Source organism: Pseudomonas sp. R28(2017), assembly GCF_002112505.1.
Classification (GTDB): domain Bacteria; phylum Pseudomonadota; class Gammaproteobacteria; order Pseudomonadales; family Pseudomonadaceae; genus Aquipseudomonas.
The window spans coordinates 160,507-176,725 of the sequence record NZ_NEHW01000013.1 but is presented as its reverse complement, the minus strand read 5'-3'; the positions used below and the strand labels follow the sequence as shown (position 1 = coordinate 176,725).

12 protein-coding genes, 4 tRNA genes and 1 rRNA gene are annotated in these 16,219 nt (G+C 58.3%); all 17 read left to right on the top strand.

Annotation, left to right across the window (positions count from 1 at the left end):
- Positions 1 to 22 precede the first annotated feature (22 nt).
- The 17 genes from rrf to rpoC all read left to right on the top strand — a co-directional run bounded on the left by rrf (position 23) and on the right by rpoC (position 16,170).
- Positions 23 to 138 (top strand): 5S ribosomal RNA (rrf, locus tag CAF78_RS21935).
- Positions 139 to 294: 156 nt separating this feature from the next.
- Positions 295 to 1,254, top strand: a complete 960-nt coding sequence (birA, locus tag CAF78_RS21930; protein WP_085680031.1) for a bifunctional biotin--[acetyl-CoA-carboxylase] ligase/biotin operon repressor BirA — start codon at positions 295 to 297, stop codon at positions 1,252 to 1,254.
- On the top strand, positions 1,244 to 1,993 hold the full coding sequence (locus CAF78_RS21925) for a pantothenate kinase (protein ID WP_085680034.1): 750 nt from the start codon (positions 1,244 to 1,246) through the stop codon (positions 1,991 to 1,993). The genes birA and CAF78_RS21925 overlap by 11 nt, the downstream gene beginning before the upstream one ends.
- A 7-nt stretch (positions 1,994 to 2,000) precedes the next feature.
- Positions 2,001 to 2,426: a hypothetical protein gene (locus CAF78_RS21920; RefSeq protein WP_085680037.1), complete on the top strand. Its 426-nt coding sequence runs from the start codon at positions 2,001 to 2,003 to the stop codon at positions 2,424 to 2,426.
- A 153-nt stretch (positions 2,427 to 2,579) separates the two neighbouring features.
- Positions 2,580 to 2,663 (top strand) — tRNA-Tyr (locus tag CAF78_RS21915).
- Between the two features lie 24 nt (positions 2,664 to 2,687).
- Positions 2,688 to 2,761 (top strand) — tRNA-Gly (locus CAF78_RS21910).
- A gap of 29 nt (positions 2,762 to 2,790) precedes the next feature.
- A tRNA-Thr gene (locus tag CAF78_RS21905) sits at positions 2,791 to 2,866 on the top strand.
- Between the two features lie 79 nt (positions 2,867 to 2,945).
- A complete protein-coding gene (gene tuf, locus CAF78_RS21900) occupies positions 2,946 to 4,139 on the top strand; it encodes an elongation factor Tu (protein ID WP_010951775.1) in 1,194 nt (397 codons plus the stop codon).
- Positions 4,140 to 4,193: 54 nt separating this feature from the next.
- Positions 4,194 to 4,269: transfer RNA gene (locus CAF78_RS21895), tRNA-Trp, on the top strand.
- Positions 4,270 to 4,313: 44 nt separating this feature from the next.
- The gene (gene secE / locus CAF78_RS21890) at positions 4,314 to 4,682 is read left to right on the top strand and encodes a preprotein translocase subunit SecE (protein ID WP_008089117.1); all 369 of its coding nucleotides are present in this window, start codon (positions 4,314 to 4,316) and stop codon (positions 4,680 to 4,682) included.
- 9 nt (positions 4,683 to 4,691) lie between these two features.
- Complete coding sequence (gene nusG, locus CAF78_RS21885) at positions 4,692 to 5,225, top strand: transcription termination/antitermination protein NusG (protein ID WP_003255501.1); 534 nt, start codon at positions 4,692 to 4,694, stop codon at positions 5,223 to 5,225.
- 119 nt (positions 5,226 to 5,344) lie between these two features.
- Positions 5,345 to 5,776 carry a 50S ribosomal protein L11 gene (gene rplK / locus CAF78_RS21880; protein WP_003255500.1) on the top strand — a complete coding sequence of 144 codons (432 nt, stop codon included), beginning with the start codon at positions 5,345 to 5,347 and terminating at the stop codon, positions 5,774 to 5,776.
- Entirely contained in the window at positions 5,776 to 6,471 is a 696-nt protein-coding gene (gene rplA, locus CAF78_RS21875; protein WP_027919361.1) for a 50S ribosomal protein L1, read from the top strand. Before rplK ends, rplA begins: the two co-directional genes overlap by 1 nt.
- 197 nt (positions 6,472 to 6,668) lie before the next feature.
- Positions 6,669 to 7,169 carry a 50S ribosomal protein L10 gene (gene rplJ, locus CAF78_RS21870; protein ID WP_016715872.1) on the top strand — a complete coding sequence of 167 codons (501 nt, stop codon included), beginning with the start codon at positions 6,669 to 6,671 and terminating at the stop codon, positions 7,167 to 7,169.
- A 78-nt stretch (positions 7,170 to 7,247) separates the two neighbouring features.
- On the top strand, positions 7,248 to 7,613 hold the full coding sequence (rplL, locus tag CAF78_RS21865; protein WP_003255496.1) for a 50S ribosomal protein L7/L12: 366 nt from the start codon (positions 7,248 to 7,250) through the stop codon (positions 7,611 to 7,613).
- A gap of 219 nt (positions 7,614 to 7,832) precedes the next feature.
- Positions 7,833 to 11,906, top strand: a complete 4,074-nt coding sequence (gene rpoB / locus CAF78_RS21860) for a DNA-directed RNA polymerase subunit beta (protein WP_085673182.1) — start codon at positions 7,833 to 7,835, stop codon at positions 11,904 to 11,906.
- 64 nt (positions 11,907 to 11,970) lie between these two features.
- Positions 11,971 to 16,170 carry a DNA-directed RNA polymerase subunit beta' gene (gene rpoC / locus CAF78_RS21855; RefSeq protein WP_085673184.1) on the top strand — a complete coding sequence of 1,400 codons (4,200 nt, stop codon included), beginning with the start codon at positions 11,971 to 11,973 and terminating at the stop codon, positions 16,168 to 16,170.
- Positions 16,171 to 16,219: the final 49 nt, after the last annotated feature.

The window sequence follows — 16,219 nt, the reverse complement described above, 5'->3', positions numbered from 1 at the left end:
GGACATTCTGGCAACAGAATTTCTTGACGACCATAGAGCATTGGAACCACCTGATCCCATCCCGAACTCAGTAGTGAAACGATGCATCGCCGATGGTAGTGTGGGGTTTCCCCATGTGAGAGTAGGTCATCGTCAAGATTCATTTCGCAAAACCCCTATCTGCGCATGCAGGTAGGGGTTTTGTCTTTTATGGCCGAAATACTCGGTGCATCTGGCGGTTACCCGCAGCCCTTTTCCTATGCAAGCCAACGACCCCTAGCTATCATGCCAGCCTTATTCCAAGTCGAGACTGGCATGCTGAAGTTGTTGAACCTCCTCAAGGATGGCCGGTTCCATTCCGGAGAAGCCTTGGGGGCAGCCCTCGGGGTAAGTCGCAGCGCCGTTTGGAAACAGCTGCAACACCTGGAAAGTGAGCTGAACCTCACCATTCATAAAGTCCGTGGGCGTGGCTACCAGCTGGCCGCGCCGCTGAGCTTGCTCGATGCGCAGGCGATCGCTGACTTCAGCGAAGGTGAGCACTGGCCCGTTTTTATCCACGAAACCATCGATTCGACCAATGCCGAAGGGCTGCGCCTCGCCGGCCAGGGGCAATCTGCTCCATTCCTGGTGCTGGCTGAGCGTCAGAGTGCCGGGCGTGGTCGGCGCGGTCGCATGTGGGTAAGTCCGTTCGCAGAAAATCTCTACTACAGCCTGGTGCTGCGTGTTGATGGCGGCATGCGTCAGCTCGAGGGCCTCAGTCTGGTGGTCGGGCTGGCCGTGATGCGCACGCTCCAAGGGTTTGGCGTGCAGGACGTTGGGTTGAAGTGGCCCAACGATGTCCTGGTCCGTGGGCAGAAGATCACCGGTATTCTCCTGGAGCTTGTGGGTGATCCCGCGGACGTCTGCCATGTCGTGCTTGGCATTGGTATCAATGTGAACATGCACGCCAATGAACAGGTCGATCAGCAGTGGACCTCGATGCGCCGTGAAGTCGGCGCGACAATAGATCGCAATCGGCTGGTGGCCATGCTCAGCCAGCAGTTGCAACATGAATTGGCCCGTCATCGGCGCTACGGTTTTGCAGCGTTCCAGGAAGAGTGGGAGCAGGCGCACCTGTGGCAGGGGCGGAATGTGTCTCTCATCGCGGGTACCACCCGTATCGATGGTGTGGTGCTGGGCGTGGACGGGCAGGGTGGTTTGCGCCTCGAGGTCGACGGTGTGGAAAAGAGCTTCAGTGGTGGTGAGCTCAGTTTGAGGTTGCGTGATGATTCTTGAGCTCGATTGCGGTAACAGCTTTATCAAGTGGCGTGTCATTCACGCTGCCGACGCCACCATCGTGGGCGGTGGCATTGTCGATTCCGATCAGGCACTGGTCGACGAGGTCGCGGCCCTCGCGTCATTGCGACTTACCGGTTGCCGAATGGTCAGTGTTCGCAGCGAGGATGAAACCGCTGCACTTTGCGCGCTGATCGCCAAGGCTTTTGCCGTCGTTACGCGTGTTGCCGAACCTGCGCAGGAAATGGCAGGCGTACGCAATGGTTATGACGATTATCAGCGCCTTGGCATGGACCGCTGGCTGGCTGCGTTGGGTGCGTTTCATCTCGCCAGGGGGGCGTGCCTGGTGATTGACCTGGGTACGGCGGCGAAGGCCGATTTCGTCTCCGCGGACGGCGAGCACCTGGGGGGCTACATATGCCCTGGTATGCCGTTGATGCGCAGCCAGTTGCGTACGCATACCCGCCGTATCCGCTATGACGACGCATCGGCCGAACGTGCCCTGAGCAGCCTTGCGCCAGGGCGCTCCACAGTAGAAGCGGTAGAGCGCGGTTGTGTATTGATGTTGCAGGGTTTTGCCCGCACCCAGCTTGAGCAGGCGCGAGCCCTGTGGGGTGACGAATTCACTGTATTCCTGACGGGTGGGGATGCGCCGCTGGTGCGAGAGGCGGCGCCACAGGCCAGAGTAGTCCCCGACCTGGTATTTGTCGGCCTGGCGATGGCCTGTCCACTGGACTGAGGTGCTTATGCGTTGGTTGTTTCTGCTGTTGCTGGTGCTCAACGTCTTCTATTACGTCTGGCACCAACAGGAAGCCCCGCTGAAGGCGAAGGATGTCGCCCCATTGTCGTTGTACAAAGGTAACCAGCAAGAGATTCGCCTGCTCAAGGAAACGGGCGCATCTGCCCCGGCCCGGCGCCGTGACGAATGCCTGGTCGTAGGTGGCCTGGCGGTTCGTGAGCAGCTCGATGCGCTGCGACAACGCTTGCTGAGCCTGGATATCAATGCGGCACCGGTGTCCGGCCAGCTGCCAGGCGCCGAGGGTCTCTGGCTCAAGATTTCCCCGGAGAGCGAGCGTTTGCTGGACCAAACCGTACTTGAGAGTCTTTCCAACGATTTCAAAGACTTAAAACATAAAATTATTTTCTGCCAGGGTATTGCAACTGGCGAATAGCTTGATAGAATGGCGCCCGCTTCACAGGGAACACCACTTAGGTGGCAGAACTGGAAGCGAGTGTCAAAGCAGCTAAGTTTCAGATTTGATTGAAAAAATTTGAAAAAAAGCTTGACACTAGGACGGCAGACACATAGAATGCCGGCCACATCTGGAGGGATTCCCGAGCGGTCAAAGGGGACGGACTGTAAATCCGTTGCGAGAGCTTCGAAGGTTCGAATCCTTCTCCCTCCACCAGTTTTAGCGAGAGCCGCAAGCTCCGCGGGTATAGTTTAGTGGTAGAACCTCAGCCTTCCAAGCTGATGATGCGGGTTCGATTCCCGCTACCCGCTCCAAGTTTGCAGGATTTTGCGCAAAGTGTTTCGCTCTTGTAGCTCAGTTGGTAGAGCACACCCTTGGTAAGGGTGAGGTCAGCGGTTCAAGTCCGCTCAAGAGCTCCATATAAACAAGGCAGATATGAAAATATCTGCCTTTGTTTTATCAGCGTAAGACTATTTTCTTCTGCGGAGGATTGTATCGATGGCTAAGGAAAAGTTTGATCGTTCCCTTCCCCACGTTAACGTCGGCACTATCGGCCACGTTGACCACGGTAAGACCACTCTGACCGCAGCTCTGACTCGCGTCTGCTCCGAAGTTTTCGGTTCGGCCGTCGTAGAGTTCGACAAAATCGACTCGGCTCCAGAAGAAAAAGCGCGCGGTATCACCATCAACACCGCTCACGTCGAGTACAACTCGAACATTCGTCACTACGCTCACGTTGACTGCCCAGGTCACGCTGACTACGTGAAGAACATGATCACCGGTGCTGCCCAGATGGACGGCGCGATCCTGGTTTGCTCGGCCGCCGATGGTCCGATGCCACAAACCCGTGAGCACATCCTGCTGTCCCGTCAGGTTGGCGTTCCGTACATCGTGGTCTTCCTGAACAAGGCTGACCTGGTAGACGACGCTGAGCTGCTGGAACTGGTCGAGATGGAAGTTCGCGACCTGCTGTCCACCTACGACTTCCCAGGCGACGACACCCCGATCATCATCGGTTCGGCTCGTATGGCGCTGGAAGGCAAAGACGACAACGAAATGGGCACTACCGCTGTCAAGAAGCTGGTAGAAACTCTGGATGCCTACATCCCTGAGCCAGTTCGTGCCATCGACCAGCCATTCCTGATGCCGATCGAAGACGTATTCTCGATCTCGGGTCGTGGTACCGTTGTTACCGGCCGTATCGAGCGTGGTATCGTCCGCGTTCAGGATCCGCTGGAAATCGTTGGTCTGCGTGACACCACCACCACCACCTGCACCGGTGTTGAGATGTTCCGCAAGCTGCTGGATGAAGGTCGTGCTGGCGAGAACTGCGGCGTTCTGCTGCGTGGTACCAAGCGTGACGACGTTGAGCGTGGCCAGGTTCTGGTCAAGCCAGGTTCGGTCAAGCCGCACACCAAGTTCACCGCAGAAGTCTACGTCCTGTCGAAGGAAGAAGGCGGCCGTCACACTCCGTTCTTCAAAGGCTACCGTCCTCAGTTCTACTTCCGTACCACTGACGTGACCGGTAACTGCGAACTGCCGGAAGGCGTTGAAATGGTAATGCCAGGTGACAACATTCAGATGACTGTCACCCTGATCAAGACCATCGCAATGGAAGACGGTCTGCGCTTCGCTATCCGTGAAGGCGGTCGTACCGTCGGCGCCGGTGTCGTAGCAAAAATTATTGAATAAGTAGTTGATTTACTTGATCAGGCCGGTATAATGGCCGGCCTGATACAGCGTTACAGGTCAGTAGCTCAATTGGCAGAGCGACGGTCTCCAAAACCGTAGGTTGGGGGTTCGATTCCCTCCTGACCTGCCATTTCACCTCGGTGTGATGGCTTTCTTCTTACAGGATCCTCCTCGATGACCCCCAAAACTGAAGCCCAAGAATCGCGTTTTGATCTGTTCAAGTGGCTGGCTGTAGTGGCTTTGGTGGTTGTTGGCGTTGTGGGTAATCAATATTACTCCGCCTCCCCGATTCTGTACCGCGTCCTTGCACTTCTCGCCCTGGCTGCTGTCGCTGGCTTTGTAGCTCTGCAGACTGCGAAGGGTAAGTCGTTCTTTGCGCTGGCAAAGGAAGCTCGTACCGAGATCCGTAAAGTCGTGTGGCCGACCCGCCAGGAAACCACCCAGACCACGCTGATTGTCGTGGCTGTCGTGCTGGTTATGGCACTGCTGCTGTGGGGTCTCGATTCCCTGCTCGGCTGGGCGGTCTCCCTGATCGTTGGCTAAAGGTGTCCCGTGGCTAAGCGTTGGTATGTTGTGCATGCTTACTCGGGTTACGAGAAGCATGTAATGCGCTCCCTGATCGAGCGCGTGAAGCTGGCTGGCATGGAAGACGGTTTCGGCGAGATCCTGGTCCCGACCGAAGAAGTCGTCGAAATGCGCAATGGCCAGAAGCGCAAGAGTGAGCGTAAATTCTTCCCTGGCTATGTACTGGTCCAGATGGAGATGAACGAAGGGACTTGGCACTTGGTCAAGGATACCCCTCGCGTGATGGGCTTTATCGGCGGTACTGCAGACAAACCTGCACCGATTACCGATAAAGAAGCAGAAGCTATCCTGCGTCGCGTTGCCGACGGCAGTGACAAGCCGAAGCCGAAGACGCTGTTCGAGCCGGGTGAAGTGGTTCGAGTCATTGACGGTCCGTTCGCTGACTTCAATGGTAGTGTCGAAGAGGTTAACTACGAGAAGAGCCGCCTGCAGGTTGCAGTGCTCATTTTCGGTCGCTCTACTCCGGTGGAGCTCGAGTTCAGCCAGGTCGAAAAGGTCTAGGCGGACGAAGCATCCCATACCCCGCAGCCCTGTGTGCTGCGGGGTTTTGTCGTCACTGGGATAAAACGCAAGTCATCCGGGGAGCCATCAGGCGTTCGTACCCGATTTTGGAGTAGCTCATGGCTAAGAAGATTCAGGCTTACATCAAGCTGCAAGTTAAGGCCGGCCAGGCCAACCCAAGCCCACCCGTCGGTCCAGCTCTGGGCCAACACGGTGTGAACATCATGGAGTTCTGCAAGGCCTTCAACGCCCGTACTCAGGGTCAAGAAGCCGGTCTGCCGACTCCAGTAATCATCACTGTCTACAGCGACCGTAGCTTCACCTTCGAGACCAAGAGCACCCCTGCCTCGGTTCTGCTGAAGAAAGCTGCTGGCCTGACCAGTGGTTCGGCTCGCCCGAACACCGTTAAAGTCGGTACCGTTACCCGTGCTCAGCTGGAAGACATCGCCAAAGCTAAACAGGCTGATCTGACCGCCGCTGACCTGGACGCAGCTGTACGCACCATCGCTGGCTCTGCCCGCAGCATGGGCCTGAACGTGGAGGGTGTGTAATGGCTAAGCTGACCAAGCGCCAAAAGGCAATCGCCGAGAAAATCGAAGCAGGCAAGGCCTACAACTTCGAAGAAGCCGCAACTCTGCTCGCTTCGCTGCCGGCTGCCAAGTTCGTAGAATCCTACGACATCGCCGTTAACCTCGGCGTTGACCCACGTAAATCCGACCAGGTCGTTCGTAGCGCTACCGTGCTGCCACACGGCACTGGCAAGACCGTACGTGTTGCCGTCTTCACCCAGGGTCCAGCTGCTGAGGCCGCTCTGGCTGCCGGCGCTGACCGTGTAGGTATGGACGATCTGGCTGCCGAAATGAAAGGCGGCGACCTGAACTATGACGTCGTCATCGCATCGCCTGATGCCATGCGCGTTGTAGGTCAGCTGGGTCAGGTTCTGGGTCCTCGCGGCCTGATGCCTAACCCGAAAGTAGGTACCGTGACTCCAGACGTAGCCGGCGCTGTCAAAAACGCCAAGGCTGGTCAGGTTCGCTACCGTACCGACAAAAACGGTATCATCCACACCTCCGTTGGCAAAATCGGCTTCGAAGCTGACAAGCTGAAGGAAAACGTTGAAGCCCTGATCGCTGACCTGAAGCGTATCAAGCCGGCCTCTTCGAAAGGTATCTACGTCAAGCGCGTTACCCTGAGCACCACCATGGGCCCAGGTCTGATCATCGATCAGAGCTCGCTGAACGTGTAAGAACTCGGTGGCGCGACGTGTCGCGCCACCTGCAAAAATTGGGGTCCCTGCCTGGCGGGGGCTATCCAAGACCGTAGGCGGCGCAAGCCTTAAAACACCAGCCCACGCAGATGGTGCTCCCGATTCGTTACCGAATCAGACACCAAAACGACATCCGGCTTCGGCCAGATGAAACGGTAAAAACCAGGAGTAAACCCGTGGCAATTAAACTCGAAGACAAGAAGGCCATCGTCGCTGAAGTCAACGAGGCTGCCAAAGTCGCTCTGTCCGCTGTCGTGGCCGATGCCCGTGGTGTGACTGTAAGCGCAATGACCGGACTCCGTAAAGAGGCCCGCGAAGCTGGCGTTTATGTACGTGTCGTACGTAACACCCTGCTCAAGCGCGCTGTTGAAGGCACCGAATTCTCGATCCTCAACGACGCGTTCAAAGGCCCGACCCTGATTGCTTTCTCCAACGAACACCCGGGCGCTGCTGCTCGTCTGTTCAAAGAGTTCGCCAAGGGTCAGGACAAGTTCGAGATCAAGGCAGCTGCGTTTGACGGCAATTTCATTGCAGCGAACCAGATCGACGTGTTGGCTACCCTGCCGACCCGCGACGAAGCTATTGCGAAACTGATGAGCGTGATCCAAGGCGCTACCAGCAAGCTGGCTCGTACTCTGGCAGCCATTCGCGACCAGAAAGAAGCTACCGCTGCCTAAGGCACGCGAAACTCTTTCAAAATCATACGTTTAATTTGATGGCTGCGTAGGCTGTCACCCCAATACAGGATTTAAGTCATGTCTCTGACTAACGAACAAATCATCGAAGCAATCGGCCAGAAAACCGTTCTGGAAGTTGTTGAGCTGATCAAAGCTATGGAAGAAACCTTCGGCGTTACCGCTGCTGTTGCCGCTGCTGGCCCAGCTGCTGCTGCTGCCGTTGTTGAAGAGCAGACCGAGTTCAACGTTGTTCTGGTTGAAGCCGGCGACAAGAAAGTGAACGTGATCAAAGCCGTTCGCGAACTGACCGGTCTGGGCCTGAAAGAAGCCAAAGAGAAAGTCGACGGCGCTCCTCAGGTTGTAGCTGAAGGCGTTTCGAAAGAAGCCGCTGAAGACGCTAAGAAGAAGCTGGAAGAAGCAGGCGCTAAAGTCGAGCTGAAGTAATCTCGACTTTGCGATGCCAGCCTGAGCGTTGAGCGAAAGGCTGATGGCTGGTGGCTTATGCCACCGGCCTTTTTCCGTTATTGGTGGCTGGCCAAACCGGCCCCGATAACATGCTGCAAGACACCCATGTGGGTGCGCAAACCAAGGGGTTTGCACGATTTTCTGGCTGCTCCCGCCGGGAGAAGCCAAACAAGCAGGTGACCAAGCTGGGGAACGCTGATGGCTTACTCATACACTGAGAAAAAACGTATCCGCAAGGACTTTAGCAAGTTGCCGGACGTCATGGATGTGCCATATCTTCTGGCCATCCAGCTGGATTCGTATCGCGAATTCCTGCAAGCGGGAGCATCCAAGGATCAGTTCCGTGACGTCGGCCTGCACGCGGCCTTCAAGTCGGTATTCCCGATCATCAGCTACTCCGGCAATGCTGCCCTGGAGTACGTAGGCTACCGCCTGGGCGATCCCGCCTTCGATGTGAAGGAATGTGTCCTGCGTGGCGTGACCTTCGCGGTCCCACTGCGGGTCAAGGTGCGCCTGATCATCTTCGACAAGGAATCGTCGAACAAAGCGATCAAGGACATCAAAGAGCAAGAAGTCTACATGGGTGAAATCCCCCTGATGACTGAGAACGGTACCTTCGTTATCAACGGTACCGAACGAGTAATCGTTTCCCAGCTGCACCGTTCGCCTGGTGTGTTCTTCGACCACGACCGTGGCAAGACGCACAGCTCCGGCAAGCTGCTGTACTCCGCTCGCATCATCCCTTACCGCGGTTCGTGGCTGGACTTCGAGTTCGACCCGAAAGACTGCGTGTTCGTGCGTATCGACCGTCGCCGCAAACTGCCGGCCTCGGTGCTGCTGCGCGCGCTGGGTTACAGCACTGAAGAAGTGCTCAACACCTTCTACACCACCAACGTCTTCCACATTTCCGGCGAGAAACTCAGCCTGGAACTGGTGCCTCAGCGTCTGCGTGGTGAAGTTGCGGTCATGGACATCCATGACGGCGCTGGCAAGGTCATTGTCGAGCAGGGCCGCCGCATCACTGCGCGCCACGTCAATCAGCTCGAGAAGGCTGGTGTCAATCAGCTGGACGTGCCGATGGAATACGTCCTGGGTCGCACCACTGCCAAGGCCATCGTTCACCCGGCCACCGGCGAGATCCTGGCCGAGTGCAACACCGAGCTGACCACCGAGCTGCTGATCAAGATCGCCAAGGCTCAGGTTGTCCGCATCGAAACCCTGTACACCAACGACATCGACTGCGGTCCGTTCATCTCGGATACCCTGAAGATCGACACCACCAGCAACCAGCTGGAAGCCCTGGTCGAGATCTACCGCATGATGCGTCCAGGCGAGCCGCCGACCAAGGATGCTGCCGAGACCCTGTTCAACAACCTGTTCTTCAGCGCCGAGCGTTACGACCTGTCCGCCGTAGGCCGCATGAAGTTCAACCGTCGTATCGGTCGTACCGAGATCGAAGGTTCGGGCGTGCTGAGCAAGGAAGACATCGTCGAGGTTCTGAAGACCCTGGTCGATATCCGTAACGGCAAAGGCATCGTCGACGACATCGACCACCTGGGTAACCGTCGCGTTCGTTGCGTTGGCGAGATGGCCGAGAACCAGTTCCGCGTTGGCCTGGTACGTGTTGAGCGTGCGGTCAAGGAACGTCTGTCGATGGCCGAAAGCGAAGGCCTGATGCCGCAAGACCTGATCAACGCCAAGCCGGTAGCGGCCGCGGTGAAAGAGTTCTTCGGTTCCAGCCAGCTCTCGCAGTTCATGGACCAGAACAACCCGCTCTCCGAGATCACCCACAAGCGCCGTGTCTCCGCACTCGGCCCTGGTGGTCTGACCCGTGAGCGCGCCGGCTTCGAAGTCCGTGACGTACACCCGACCCACTACGGCCGCGTGTGCCCGATCGAGACCCCTGAAGGTCCGAACATCGGTCTGATCAACTCCCTGGCAGCCTATGCCCGCACCAACCAGTACGGCTTCCTGGAAAGCCCGTACCGCGTGGTGAAGGAAGGCGTGGTCAGCGACGACATCGTGTTCCTGTCGGCCATCGAAGAAGCCGATCACGTGATCGCTCAGGCTTCGGCCGCGATGAACGACAAGAAGCAGCTGATCGATGAGCTGGTAGCGGTTCGTCACCTGAACGAATTCACCGTCAAGGCGCCGGAAGACGTCACCCTGATGGACGTTTCGCCGAAGCAGGTTGTTTCCGTCGCTGCGTCGCTGATTCCGTTCCTCGAGCACGACGACGCCAACCGTGCATTGATGGGTTCGAACATGCAGCGTCAGGCTGTACCTACCCTGCGTGCCGACAAGCCGCTGGTCGGTACCGGCATGGAGCGCAACGTTGCCCGTGACTCCGGTGTCTGCGTGGTTGCTCGCCGCGGTGGTGTGATCGACTCGGTCGACGCCAGCCGTATCGTCGTTCGCGTTGCCGATGACGAAGTCGAGACCGGTGAAGCCGGTGTGGATATCTACAACCTGACCAAGTACACCCGTTCCAACCAGAACACCTGCATCAACCAGCGTCCGCTGGTAAGCAAGGGTGACAAGGTTCAGCGTGGCGACATCATGGCCGACGGCCCGTCCACCGACATGGGTGAACTGGCACTGGGTCAGAACATGCGCATCGCGTTCATGGCGTGGAACGGCTTCAACTTCGAAGACTCCATCTGCCTGTCCGAGCGTGTGGTTCAGGAAGACCGCTTCACCACCATCCACATCCAGGAACTGACCTGTGTGGCGCGTGACACCAAGCTTGGCCCAGAGGAAATCACTGCGGACATCCCGAACGTGGGTGAAGCCGCACTGAACAAGCTGGACGAAGCCGGTATCGTCTACGTGGGTGCCGAAGTCGGCGCTGGCGACATCCTGGTCGGCAAGGTCACGCCAAAAGGCGAAACCCAGCTGACTCCGGAAGAAAAACTGCTGCGCGCAATCTTCGGTGAGAAGGCCAGCGACGTTAAGGACACCTCCCTGCGCGTGCCGACCGGCACCAAGGGTACCGTCATCGACGTACAGGTCTTCACTCGTGATGGCGTCGAGCGCGACAGCCGCGCCCTGTCCATCGAGAAGATGCAGCTGGACGAGATCCGCAAGGACCTCAACGAAGAGTTCCGCATCGTCGAAGGTGCAACCTTCGAGCGTCTGCGTGCAGCCCTGAACGGCCAGGTGGTCGACGGTGGTGCGGGCCTGAAGAAAGGCACCGTGATCACTGACGAAGTGCTGGACGGTCTGGAGCACGGCCAGTGGTTCAAACTGCGCATGGCCGAAGATGCACTGAACGAGCAGCTGGAAAAGGCTCAGCAGTACATCGTCGATCGCCGTCGCCTGCTGGACGACAAGTTCGAAGACAAGAAGCGCAAGCTGCAGCAGGGCGATGACCTGGCTCCGGGCGTACTGAAGATCGTCAAGGTCTACCTGGCAATCCGCCGTCGCATCCAGCCGGGTGACAAGATGGCCGGTCGTCACGGTAACAAGGGTGTCGTCTCGGTGATCATGCCGGTCGAAGACATGCCGCACGACGCCAACGGTACTCCGGTCGACGTCGTACTGAACCCGCTGGGCGTACCTTCGCGTATGAACGTCGGTCAGATCCTCGAAACCCACCTGGGCCTCGCGGCCAAGGGTCTGGGCGAGAAGATCGACCGCATGATCGAAGAGCAGCGTAAAGCCGCTGAACTGCGCACCTTCCTCACCGAGATCTACAACGAGATCGGTGGTCGTCAGGAGAACCTGGAAGAGTTCACCGACGAAGAGATCATCGCCCTGGCGAACAACCTGAAGAAAGGCGTGCCGATGGCCACCCCAGTCTTCGACGGTGCCAAGGAGCGTGAGATCAAGGCCATGCTGAAACTGGCAGACCTGCCAGAAAGCGGCCAGATGGTGCTGTTCGACGGCCGTACCGGCAACAAGTTCGAGCGTCCTGTGACCGTTGGTTACATGTACATGCTCAAGCTGAACCACTTGGTGGACGACAAGATGCACGCGCGTTCCACTGGTTCCTACAGCCTGGTTACCCAGCAGCCGCTGGGTGGTAAGGCGCAGTTCGGTGGTCAGCGTTTCGGGGAGATGGAAGTGTGGGCGCTGGAAGCATACGGCGCGGCATACACCCTGCAAGAAATGCTCACAGTGAAGTCGGACGACGTGAACGGCCGTACCAAGATGTACAAGAACATCGTGGATGGCGATCACCGTATGGAGCCGGGCATGCCCGAGTCCTTCAACGTGTTGATCAAAGAGATCCGTTCGCTCGGTATCGATATCGATCTGGAAACCGAATAACACGTGACGCGAAGGGGAGTGGGGCAGGTAATGCCCGCTCCCTGCTCCGCCAGGAGGAAAGGCCTTGAAAGACCTACTGAATTTGCTGAAAAACCAGGGTCAAGTCGAAGAGTTCGACGCCATCCGCATCGGTCTGGCGTCGCCTGAAATGATCCGTTCGTGGTCGTTCGGTGAAGTTAAGAAGCCGGAAACCATCAACTACCGTACGTTCAAGCCTGAGCGTGACGGCCTGTTCTGCGCCAAGATCTTTGGCCCAGTCAAGGACTACGAGTGCCTGTGCGGCAAGTACAAGCGCCTCAAGCACCGCGGCGTGATCTGCGAGAAGTGCGGCGTTGAAGTTGCCCTGGCCAAGGTTCGTCGTGAGCGCATGGCGCACATCGAACTGGCCTCGCCGGTTGCCCACATCTGGTTCCTGAAGTCGCTGCCGTCCCGTATCGGCCTGCTGATGGACATGACCCTGCGTGACATCGAGCGCGTGCTCTACTTCGAGAGCTACGTGGTGATCGACCCGGGCATGACCACCCTCGAGAAGGGTCAGCTGCTGAACGACGAGCAGTACTTCGAAGCGCTGGAAGAGTTCGGTGACGACTTCGACGCCCGCATGGGTGCCGAGGCTGTCCGCGAGCTGCTGCACGCTATCGACCTGGAGCACGAGATCGGCCGCCTGCGCGAAGAGATTCCGCAGACCAACTCGGAAACCAAGATCAAGAAGCTGTCCAAGCGCCTGAAGCTGATGGAAGCTTTCCAGGGCTCGGGCAACCTGCCTGAGTGGATGGTCCTGACCGTCCTGCCAGTGCTGCCGCCGGACCTGCGTCCACTGGTACCGCTGGATGGTGGCCGCTTCGCGACCTCCGACCTGAACGACCTGTATCGTCGGGTGATCAACCGTAACAACCGTCTGAAGCGCCTGCTCGATCTGTCGGCGCCGGACATCATCGTGCGCAACGAAAAGCGCATGCTGCAGGAAGCGGTCGACGCCCTGCTGGACAACGGCCGTCGCGGTCGCGCCATCACTGGCTCGAACAAGCGTCCGCTGAAGTCGCTGGCCGACATGATCAAAGGTAAGCAAGGTCGCTTCCGTCAGAACCTGCTCGGTAAGCGTGTGGACTACTCCGGCCGTTCGGTAATTACCGTAGGCCCGACCCTGCGTCTGCACCAGTGCGGTCTGCCGAAGAAGATGGCCCTCGAGCTGTTCAAGCCGTTCATTTTCGGCAAGCTGGAAATGCGTGGTCTGGCGACCACTATCAAGGCTGCCAAGAAGATGGTCGAGCGCGAGCTGCCAGAGGTGTGGGACGTGCTCGCCGAGGTGATCCGCGAACACCCCGTGCTGCTCAACCGTGCACCGACCCTGCACCGTCTGGGTATCCAGGCCTTTGAACCGGTACTGATCGAAGGTAAGGCTATCCAGCTGCACCCGCTGGTCTGTGCCGCGTACAACGCCGACTTCGACGGTGACCAGATGGCCGTTCACGTGCCGCTGACGCTGGAAGCCCAGCTCGAAGCGCGCGCGCTGATGATGTCGACCAACAACATCCTGTCGCCAGCCAACGGTGAGCCAATCATCGTTCCGTCGCAGGACGTTGTACTGGGTCTGTACTACATGACCCGTGAAGCCATCAACGCCAAGGGCGAAGGTCGCGTATTCGCCGACCTGCAGGAAGTCGACCGCGTATTCCGCGCCGGCGAAGCTGCCCTGCACGCGAAAATCAAGGTTCGTATCAACGAAACCGTGAAAGAGCGTGACGGTTCGGTGGTCAAGAATACCCGCATCGTCGACACCACCGTCGGCCGTGCGCTGCTGTTCCAGGTTGTTCCGGCAGGCCTGCCGTACGACGTGGTCAACCAGCCGATGAAGAAGAAGGCGATCTCCAAGCTGATCAACCAGTGCTACCGCGTGGTTGGTCTGAAAGAGACCGTTATCTTCGCTGACCAGCTGATGTACACCGGTTTCGCTTACTCGACCATTTCCGGCGTTTCCATCGGTGTTAACGACTTCGTTATCCCGGACGAGAAAGCCCGCATCATCGGTAACGCTACCGATGAAGTGAAGGAAATCGAGAGCCAGTACGCTTCCGGCCTGGTAACCCAGGGCGAGAAGTACAACAAGGTCATCGACTTGTGGTCGAAGGCGAACGACGAAGTGTCCAAGGCGATGATGGCCAACCTCTCGAAAGAGAAGGTCATCGACCGCGACGGCAACGAAGTCGACCAAGAGTCCTTCAACTCGATGTACATGATGGCTGACTCGGGTGCGCGGGGTTCCGCAGCCCAGATCCGTCAGCTGGCCGGTATGCGTGGCCTGATGGCCAAGCCGGACGGCTCGATCATCGAGACGCCGATCACCGCGAACTTCCGTGAAGGTCTGAGCGTACTCCAGTACTTCATCTCGACCCACGGTGCTCGTAAGGGTCTTGCGGATACCGCACTGAAGACTGCGAACTCCGGTTACCTGACCCGTCGTCTGGTAGACGTTGCACAAGACTTGGTCGTGACCGAGATCGACTGCGGCACCGACCAGGGCCTGCTGATGACTCCGCACATCGAAGGCGGCGACGTTGTAGAGCCGCTGGGTGAGCGTGTACTGGGCCGTGTCATCGCCCGTGACGTGTTCAAGCCAGGCACCGAGGACGTCATCGTTCCGGCCGGTACCCTGGTCGACGAGCAGTGGGTCGAGTTCATCGAGCTGAACAGCATCGACGAAGTGATCGTGCGTTCGCCGATCAACTGCGAAACCCGCTTCGGTATCTGCGCCAAGTGCTACGGCCGTGACCTGGCTCGTGGTCACCAGGTGAACATCGGTGAAGCTGTCGGCGTTATCGCTGCACAGTCGATCGGTGAGCCGGGTACCCAGCTGACCATGCGTACCTTCCACATCGGTGGTGCTGCAAGCCGTACCTCGGCTGCCGACAGCGTCCAGGTGAAAAACGGCGGTATGGTGCGTCTGCACAACCTGAAGCAGGTCGAGCGTGCCGACGGTAACCTGGTTGCCGTATCGCGTTCCGGCGAGCTGGCCATTGCCGACGAATTCGGCCGTGAGCGTGAGCGCTACAAGCTGCCTTACGGTGCGGTGATTTCGGTCAAGGAAGGTGACAAGGTCGAAGCTGGCGCCATCGTCGCCAAGTGGGACCCGCACACCCACCCGATCGTTACCGAACTGAAAGGTACCGTGACCTTCGTGGGCATGGAAGAAAACATCACCATCAAGCGTCAGACCGATGAGCTGACCGGCTTGACCAACATTGAAGTGCTGGACGTCAAGGATCGCCCTGCCGCAGGCAAGGAAATCCGTCCGGCCATCAAGATGGTCGACGCCGCTGGCAAGGACCTGTACCTGCCAGGTACCGATGTACCTGCCCAGTACTTCCTGCCGGCCAACGCCCTCGTTGGTGTGGCTGACGGTGCCCAGATCGGTGTTGGTGACGTTATCGCGCGTATCCCGCAAGAAACGTCGAAGACCCGTGACATCACCGGTGGTCTGCCGCGCGTTGCCGACCTGTTCGAAGCGCGCCGTCCGAAAGAAGCCTCGATTCTGGCTGAAGTCAGCGGCACCATCGCGTTCGGTAAAGAGACCAAGGGCAAGCGTCGTCTGGTCATCACTCCGACCGACGGTAGCGATCCGTACGAAGAGCTGATTCCGAAGTGGCGCCACCTGAACGTCTTCGAAGGCGAACAGGTAAACCGCGGCGAAGTTATCTCCGACGGCCCGAGCGATCCGCACGACATCCTGCGTCTGCTGGGTGTGAGCGCGCTGGCGAAGTACATCGTCAACGAGATCCAGGACGTTTACCGTCTGCAAGGCGTTAAGATCAACGACAAGCACATCGAGACCATCCTGCGTCAGATGCTGCGCAAGGTCGAGATCGCCGAGTCGGGTGACTCCAGCTTCATCAAGGGCGACCAGATGGAACTGACCCAGGTGCTGATGGAAAACGAGCGCCTGGCAGGGGAAGACAAGTTCATCTCCAAGTTCACCCGCGTGCTGCTGGGTATCACCAAGGCCTCGCTGTCCACCGAATCGTTCATCTCGGCGGCTTCCTTCCAGGAAACCACCCGCGTACTGACCGAAGCGGCGGTAACCGGCAAGCGCGATTACCTGCGCGGCCTGAAAGAGAACGTGGTCGTGGGTCGTCTGATCCCGGCCGGTACTGGTCTGGCCTACCACAGCGAGCGCAAGCGTCGCCGTGATGCCGACAAACCGCTGCGTGTGAGCGCCAGTGAGGTGGAAGCCGCACTGACCGAAGCGCTGAACTCCAGCGGCAACTAAGTACAGGGCAGGGCCCCGGCAAGCCTCGAACGGCCATCGGTGACATGAA

Coding starts and splice junctions, on each gene's coding strand:
- tuf (WP_010951775.1), top strand. CDS start 2,946: ATGGCTAAGGAAAAGTTTGATCGTTCCCTTCCCCACGTTAACGTCGGC.
- CAF78_RS21920 (WP_085680037.1), top strand. CDS start 2,001: ATGCGTTGGTTGTTTCTGCTGTTGCTGGTGCTCAACGTCTTCTATTAC.
- rplL (WP_003255496.1), top strand. CDS start 7,248: ATGTCTCTGACTAACGAACAAATCATCGAAGCAATCGGCCAGAAAACC.
- birA (WP_085680031.1), top strand. CDS start 295: ATGCTGAAGTTGTTGAACCTCCTCAAGGATGGCCGGTTCCATTCCGGA.
- CAF78_RS21925 (WP_085680034.1), top strand. CDS start 1,244: ATGATTCTTGAGCTCGATTGCGGTAACAGCTTTATCAAGTGGCGTGTC.
- rpoB (WP_085673182.1), top strand. CDS start 7,833: ATGGCTTACTCATACACTGAGAAAAAACGTATCCGCAAGGACTTTAGC.
- rplK (WP_003255500.1), top strand. CDS start 5,345: ATGGCTAAGAAGATTCAGGCTTACATCAAGCTGCAAGTTAAGGCCGGC.
- secE (WP_008089117.1), top strand. CDS start 4,314: ATGACCCCCAAAACTGAAGCCCAAGAATCGCGTTTTGATCTGTTCAAG.
- rplA (WP_027919361.1), top strand. CDS start 5,776: ATGGCTAAGCTGACCAAGCGCCAAAAGGCAATCGCCGAGAAAATCGAA.